Origin of the sequence: Noviherbaspirillum sp., assembly GCF_035654295.1 — a bacterium.
In the GTDB taxonomy this organism is placed as follows: domain Bacteria; phylum Pseudomonadota; class Gammaproteobacteria; order Burkholderiales; family Burkholderiaceae_D; genus Noviherbaspirillum.
Map to the genome: position 1 here is coordinate 22,643 of NZ_DASRXF010000195.1, position 7,045 is coordinate 29,687.

Here is a 7,045-nt window from a genome sequence, read left to right on the forward strand (position 1 = left end):
CGTGACAAACCGGCAGGCAGCGTCCGTCGAGGACGCTTTCGAACGCGCGCTTGGAAGCATCCTCGCGCGCGTTTCTGTTTTCAAGGGCCGCATCGCCGTCGCCTACAGCGGCGGGCTCGACTCGGCGGTGCTGCTCCATCTCGCGCAGCGGTACACCGCGGCGCTCGGCCTTGAACTGTTTGCCTTCCATGTCCACCACGGACTGAGCCCGAATGCCGACAGCTGGCTGGCGCATTGCGAAGCACAGTGCGCCGCAACCGGCATCCGCTTCGATGCGCAACGCGTGGTACTGCAGGCCGCGCAGCGCGACGGCATTGAACAGGCGGCGCGGGCCGGGCGCTATGCAGCGCTTGGCGAACTGTGCCGCCGGTACGATGCGGCCCTGCTGCTCACCGCTCACCATCAGGACGACCAGGCGGAGACGGTGCTCCTGCAGTTATTGCGCGGGGCAGGGCTGCCAGGCCTGTCCGGCATGGCAGTTGTTGGCGAAGCACATGCACTGCTGGGCGCGCCACTGCCGGTCCTGGCCCGGCCGTTGCTCGAGGTGTGGCGCGCCGAGCTCGAAGTCTTCGCTTCCCGCCACGGTATCCGGTATGTCGAAGACGAATCCAATGACGACGTCCGTTACGCGCGAAACGCATTGCGACACAAAGTCATGCCCGTATTGGAAGCCGGTTTTCCCGGTTACCAGGAACGCGTCGCACGCACCGCACGGCACGCGCAATCGGCGCAGCAACTGCTGGATGAAATCGCCGCACTCGACTGGCAAACGTGCGGCACGGACGATCGCATCGACATGAGGCGTTTCCAGACCCTCAGTGAAGCGCGCCAGGACAATCTGCTGCGCCACTGGTTTACCCTGCATCGCATGCGCATGCCCTCGACGGCGTGGCTCGCCGAAATGCGCGCGCAACTGCTGAATGCGCGCGAGGATGCGCAAGTGTGCGTGATCCACCCAGACTGCGAAGTGCACAGGCACCGCGGACAGGCTTTCCTGGTCCCGCGCATGCCGGCGACGGATTCCCACGACGCGGGGCAAAGCTTCCGCTGGCAGGGCGAACCGCATATTGCTTTCGCGGAACTCGGCGGCACCCTGCATTTCGACCCCGCACAAGAAGGAATTGCCGCCGCATGGCTGGTGCAACAGCGGCTCGAGATCCGGCGTCGCCAGGGCGGAGAAAAGCTCAAGCTCGCTCCCGGCCGTCCTACGCGCAGCCTGAAACAGCATTACCAGTCCCTCGACATCCCCGCGTGGGAGCGGCCGCATCTGCCCGTCGTCTTCGCGGGTGGGCGCCTTATCTATGCGGCAGGCATCGGCATCAACCGGGGAGGGCTGCCGGAACAACAAGGCGAGCAGGTCCGCTTGCGTTGGGAACGGGACAATATTTAACGATTCGCAATATTTTTATCGGTTTTTGGCTCGCAAAGCCTGCATTTCGTCGGTCGCCCACTTGCCATCCTGCGTTGCAGCATGTAAAGTAAAGGGTTGATTTTTATCAAAAATTTCTTCAGCTTTCTTCATTTCTCAGCGCACTTTCTCATCCGTATGGCTTTAATCGTCCACAAATACGGCGGCACTTCAATGGGCTCGACCGAGCGCATCAAGAACGTCGCCAAGCGCGTCGCCAAGTGGCACGACGCTGGTCACCAGATCGTCGTCGTGCCCTCGGCAATGTCCGGCGAAACCAATCGCCTCATCGCCCTGGCCAAGGAAATCATGCCGCAGCCGGACCCGCGCGAACTCGACATGCTGGCCTCCACCGGCGAGCAGGTCTCCGTCGCGCTGCTGTCGATGGCGCTGCAGACCATCGGCAAGCAGGCCGTGTCGTACGCAGGCTGGCAGGTGCCGATCAAGACCGACTCCGCCTACACCAAGGCCCGTATCCAGTCGATCGACGATGCGCGCGTGCGCAAGGACCTGTCCGAAGGGAAGATCGTGATCATCACCGGCTTCCAGGGCGTGGACGATCTCGGCAATATCACGACGCTGGGCCGCGGCGGTTCCGACACTTCCGCGGTGGCTGTTGCAGCCGCCCTGAAGGCAGCGGAATGCCTGATCTACACCGACGTCGACGGCGTCTACACGACCGACCCGCGCGTCGTCTCCGAAGCGCGCCGCCTGAAGACCGTCACCTTCGAAGAAATGCTCGAGCTCGCCTCGCTCGGTTCGAAAGTCCTGCAGATCCGATCGGTGGAATTCGCCGGCAACTACAAGGTGCCGACCCGCGTTCTGTCGTCGCTGACCGACCCGCTGATGCCGCTGGAAGAAGAAGCCAATTCCGGCACCCTGATTTCGTTTGAGGAAGATACACACATGGAACAAGCCGTCATTTCCGGTATCGCGTTCAATCGCGACGAAGCGAAGATTACCGTGCTGGGCGTGCCCGACAAGCCGGGCATCGCGTACCAGATCCTCGGCCCGGTCGCCGATGCCAACATCGAAGTCGACATGATCATCCAGAACCAGTCGGTCGACGGAAAGACGGACTTCACCTTCACCGTCCCGCGCGGCGAATACGTCAAGGCCATGGACGTGCTCAACAAGAGCGTCAAGGAGCACATCGGCGCAGCCAACATCGTCGGCGACTCGAAGGTGTCAAAGGTCTCCGTCGTCGGCGTCGGCATGCGCAGCCACGTCGGCATCGCATCGCAGATGTTCCGCACGCTGTCGGAAGAGGGTATCAACATCCAGATGATCTCCACCTCGGAGATCAAGATTTCCGTCCTGATTGACGAGAAGTACATGGAGCTGGCCGTGCGCGCGCTGCACAAGGCATTCGACCTGGAAAAAGCTTGATCCTTCTCAGCGGAAATCATTGTTTCATTGACCAAGTGCGCGTGAGCAGCTATCATGCGTGACTTCACTGAAGCGGGGAGTTGATCCCCGCTTGACGTGTGGAGACGTGGCCGAGAGGTCGAAGGCACTTCCCTGCTAAGGAAGCATATGGGCTTAAACCTGTATCGAGGGTTCGAATCCCTCCGTCTCCGCCAGCATTCCGATGCAAGAACAAGGCCCTGCGGGGCCTTTGTTTTTTTCGGGATGCTGCCGCAATTCCCTCCAAGTCTCCTCCCGATCCTGTTCATCCCGGTGCCGATCCCGGCATCGCTGATACCGCGCATTCCTCGTCGGTCGCACTAATGCTTAGCGCTTATGCCAAAGCGCTAAGAAATGTTGAATGAATAACAATCCCTGCTTATTCTCCGCGCTCCTCTAATTCAAGGATGAATACCCATGCGGAGAATCAAAGCCTTTATTTGCCATGCGATGCTTGGCCTAGCTGCATGCGGATTAAGTGCATGCGGCGGTGGCGGTGGTAGTGATGGCGGCGGCGCCGGTGTTGCCGGCGCATCGGACAGCTCGTGGCTTGTCTTCACGCCTTCGTCTATCAATCGGATGAGCTATGTCGGCGAATCACAGGCCGTCAATGTACACGTAACATCGCGCAAAACCATTCCCGAGAAAATCAATATCGGCATCATCGATGGCAAGGGTGTCTTCACGACCGACGTTGTCATCAACGCCATCAGCGCGATGGAATATAAGGCTACGCTGCGTATCTCGCCTTTGCTGCCCTTGGGCACCTACACAGGCTCGATTGAAGTGCGTATCTGCCTTGACGATCCTATGGTGTGCCAGAAGCCGGTCGACGGGTCGCCATGGCAAGTTCCGTACAAGATCGACGTCGCGAGTGGAGCCGACCTCCGGCCCCTTGCCGCCTGGCCGCAGGCGCCGGCATGGTCGACTTATAAAGGGAATGCCTCGCATACCGGCTTCGTTCCCGCGACGACTGATTTCGCAGCGTTTTCACGCAGGTGGTTATGGACCGACCCGGCTGTTCCCGCCCTGCCAGTATCCTCCGTTGCAGTCGACGCAGGCGTCGTATTTGCCGTAACCGGCATCCGCTTCGGCTCGGATTGGACTCTATGGGCTATCAGCGAAAGCAGTGGCTCGGTATTGTGGAAGCACGCGTTCGGCAGCCTGTTCAACGTCAACCCGCCAGCTGCGTCGAACGGCAAGGTGTTCGTGACGTCCACTGGTAATGAAGATGGGTTCTTCTGGGTGTTCGACCAGAAGTCGGGCGCGATGCTCAGCAAGCAGGCGAGGAGTTCGCAATGGCAAACTTACCTTGCTCCCACGGTGCTCGGAGCCGAGGTGTATACCGGAACCGGCAGCGACGGCGGCATGACGAAATTCGATATCGCCACAAACACGTTCGGATGGACGATACCGTTGCCGCGATATGACGGATGGACCCCCGCAGTCGATGAAACCCATGCATATGCCTATGTCGATTCCAGCCTGCACGCAGTACGCAAGACCGACGGCATTATCGATTTCAAGATCGCCGATCCTCGGTCAAAATGGGCAGGCTCTACGGTCAATGCCGCGCCCGTGCTGGGAGTCGACAAAGCCGCGTATGTCGTGCAATACGGCCCGAATAATGGAGGTAGCGATGCCCGGCTGATTGCATTTGACCTCGCCAAACGCAACATCAAGTGGCAGTTGTCCGGCAGATTCCGCAGTAATCCGGTATTGGTTGATGATGTGCTCTATGTTGTCAACGACAGTTTTCTCGAAGCCCGGAGCGCCCAAGACGGTGCGGTGCTGTGGGCCTGGGATTCGCGGGATGGATTAGATACCCGCTTCCAGGCTGTGAACGACATCGTCGCCACCAAAAATCATGTCTTCGTGAGTGGAAAAAACACTGTCTACACGATCGACGCCACGAGCCATACAACGGCCTGGAGATATCCTCAGTCCGGCAAGCTGGCGATCTCGGCCAACGGCGTGCTCTATATATCCGCGGCCAGCGGCCAGCTGGTTGCAGTCAACCTGAAATAAGGAAGGGGTAAAGAGCGCGGCGCGATGTCCGCGCTCTGTTTTGCACGCCGTTCTGAAATCCGGTCACGGCTGGTTCGCCAGATACTCCACCAGCTTCTTCGCCGCCCCCGGCAAGTCTTCCGCATTCCGGAAACACACGAGCAGCATCCTGTCCGCCCATTCTTCCGCAAGCGGGACGATCTCCACCGGCGCCACGTCCATATGCCGCTCGGCTGCCTGCCGCGGGACGATGCTTATTCCCACGCCATTGGCCACCATCTGACACACGCCTTCCAGGCTCCTGAGCCTGACCTTGAGCTTCAGATGCCTGCCGGCCCGTGCTGCATGGCTCGCGATGTGCTGCTGCAGCGCGGTGTCGCCGGACAGCCCGACGAAGTCGTAATCAAGGCAGTCGATGAAACCGATCTTGCCGTCTTCTGCGCGGGTGGTGAGCGGATGCCCGCGCCGCGCAATGGCGACAAGCGGGTCGGGCCTGAACGGTACGGTCTGCAACGAGGGCGATGGGACGGCGCTCGAAATGATCCCCACATGCCAGCTCCCCGACGACACCAGCCGGACAATGTCCATGCTCGGCCGCTCTTCAAGGTCGATGCTCACATTGGGATGCTGCAGAAGGAATCGGGACAGCAATGGCGGCAGGAATTCGGAGGCGGACGAGGTATTGCACAGCACCTTGATCTGCACTTCGCGTCCATCCGAGAAGGCCGACATGTCCGACTGCAACTGCTCAACCTGGAACAGGATTGTCCTCGCATGTTCGAGCAGTGCGATGCCGGGAGGGGTAGGGCGCACGCCGTCCTTGCTGCGCACCAGCAGCTTTTGTCCCAGGCTGTCTTCCATCTCGGCCACCCGGGCGCTGGCCGATCCGGTGGAGAGATGCGAGGCCTTCGCGCCGGCGGTGATGCTGCCCGCGTCGACGATGTTCACGAACAGGCGCAGGTCCACCAGATCGAATCGCATGACATCCCCATTCAAGGTCGAACAGCCTGTTCGGCGGGTTTGGAAAATCCAAAGCGACAGTTTGGGAATGACCACTTTTCCAATCCGGCGCCGGGGGTAAGAATACCACTGCCGACTTTCTGTACGAGTGAACTCATGACTGCATTCATCGCCCTGGTTTTTGTCCTTGCCGGAATCGTCAAAGGGGTGATCGGAATGGGATTGCCGACGGTTGCCGTGGCATTGCTGAGCATGGTGATGGCGCCGCAGGAGGCCGCTGCCATTCTTCTCGTGCCCTCGTTCGTGACCAACGTGGTGCAGCTTCTTGCCGGGCCGCGCCTGAGCCATCTGTTGCGGCGTTTTGCTCCGCTTGTGCTGGGCATCTTCGCCGGGACGTGGGGCGCCGCCTTGCTGGGAATCGGCCAGTCGGCGAGCATCGGAACGTTCATTCTCGGCGCGGCGCTCGTCACGTATGCCGTACTTGGCCTGCGCAACATGACGTTCTCCCTCGGCGGCCGGGCAGAGCGCGCCTTGTCGATCCCGGCTGGTGCGCTGACCGGCGTGATCACTGCGGCGACCGGAGTCTTCGTGCTGCCCGCGGTGCCTTTCCTGCAGGCGCTAGGGCTGGAGAAGGATGACCTTGTCCAGGCGCTCGGCATTTGCTTCACCGCGTCCACGATCGCTCTCGGCCTGGCGCTGGCGGGGACGGGCAGCCTCCAGGTTGCGACAGGTGCCTTGTCGATGCTGGCCGTCATTCCGGCCGTCGCCGGCATGTGGCTGGGCCAGCTCCTGCGCCAGCGGATCAGCGCGGCGCTGTTTCGCCGCTGGTTCTTTACCGGTTTGCTTGTTATCGGCGTTACGTTCCTCGGCAAGTTTCTGCTCGGGTAATGTGTTGGCAAACATTTAACTCATTCGGGGAAATTTTCTCTCTTGCCCTAAATCCGGTCTCCTAGCCGCCGAAAACAGTCCGAGAAGGGCATTCCTGCGGCCTAAAAAAATTGAAAAATTTTTTTGCAAAACCCTAAAGTTTGTAAAAACGCTGCCGATAAACAACACATCAGTGGTATTGGGCACTTGAGAGAACCCGGCGCAAGCCAAATTAGTGATCAAAAACGCTTAAAAAAAGAATAACTTAATAAAAAATTTCCCATCGGTAAGGGAACTTCGGGCGCCGGTGCTCATCTGCCAGGAACCCAGTCCCCAAGCCGCTTTCCGCGCGATTGCATCGTCGCGGCTTGTGCGTTGCCTGGTGTTTGTAGGACA

At 59.9% G+C, this 7,045-nt stretch carries 5 protein-coding genes and 1 tRNA gene; 5 read left to right on the forward strand and 1 reads right to left on the reverse strand.

The genetic code is table 11. From position 1 onward, the window contains the following. Position 1 precedes the first annotated feature (1 nt). From tilS to VFF99_RS18230, 4 genes are all read left to right on the forward strand, one after another. A complete protein-coding gene (gene tilS, locus VFF99_RS18215; protein ID WP_325020341.1) occupies positions 2 to 1,390 on the forward strand; it encodes a tRNA lysidine(34) synthetase TilS in 1,389 nt (462 codons plus the stop codon). Positions 1,391 to 1,546: 156 nt separating this feature from the next. Beyond that, the gene (locus tag VFF99_RS18220; RefSeq protein WP_325020342.1) at positions 1,547 to 2,797 is read left to right on the forward strand and encodes an aspartate kinase; all 1,251 of its coding nucleotides are present in this window, start codon (positions 1,547 to 1,549) and stop codon (positions 2,795 to 2,797) included. Positions 2,798 to 2,897: 100 nt separating this feature from the next. Beyond that, positions 2,898 to 2,991: transfer RNA gene (locus VFF99_RS18225), tRNA-Ser, on the forward strand. A gap of 241 nt (positions 2,992 to 3,232) precedes the next feature. After that, a complete protein-coding gene (locus VFF99_RS18230; protein WP_325020343.1) occupies positions 3,233 to 4,843 on the forward strand; it encodes a PQQ-binding-like beta-propeller repeat protein in 1,611 nt (536 codons plus the stop codon). 63 nt (positions 4,844 to 4,906) lie between these two features. Here VFF99_RS18230 and VFF99_RS18235 read toward each other — a convergent pair whose 3' ends face one another. Beyond that, the gene (locus tag VFF99_RS18235; protein WP_325020344.1) at positions 4,907 to 5,803 is read right to left on the reverse strand and encodes a LysR substrate-binding domain-containing protein; all 897 of its coding nucleotides are present in this window, start codon (positions 5,801 to 5,803) and stop codon (positions 4,907 to 4,909) included. Between the two features lie 135 nt (positions 5,804 to 5,938). Here VFF99_RS18235 and VFF99_RS18240 point away from each other — a divergent pair, with 135 nt between their 5' ends. Further along, entirely contained in the window at positions 5,939 to 6,670 is a 732-nt protein-coding gene (locus tag VFF99_RS18240) for a sulfite exporter TauE/SafE family protein (RefSeq protein WP_325020345.1), read from the forward strand. The last annotated feature ends 375 nt before the right edge of the window (positions 6,671 to 7,045 follow it).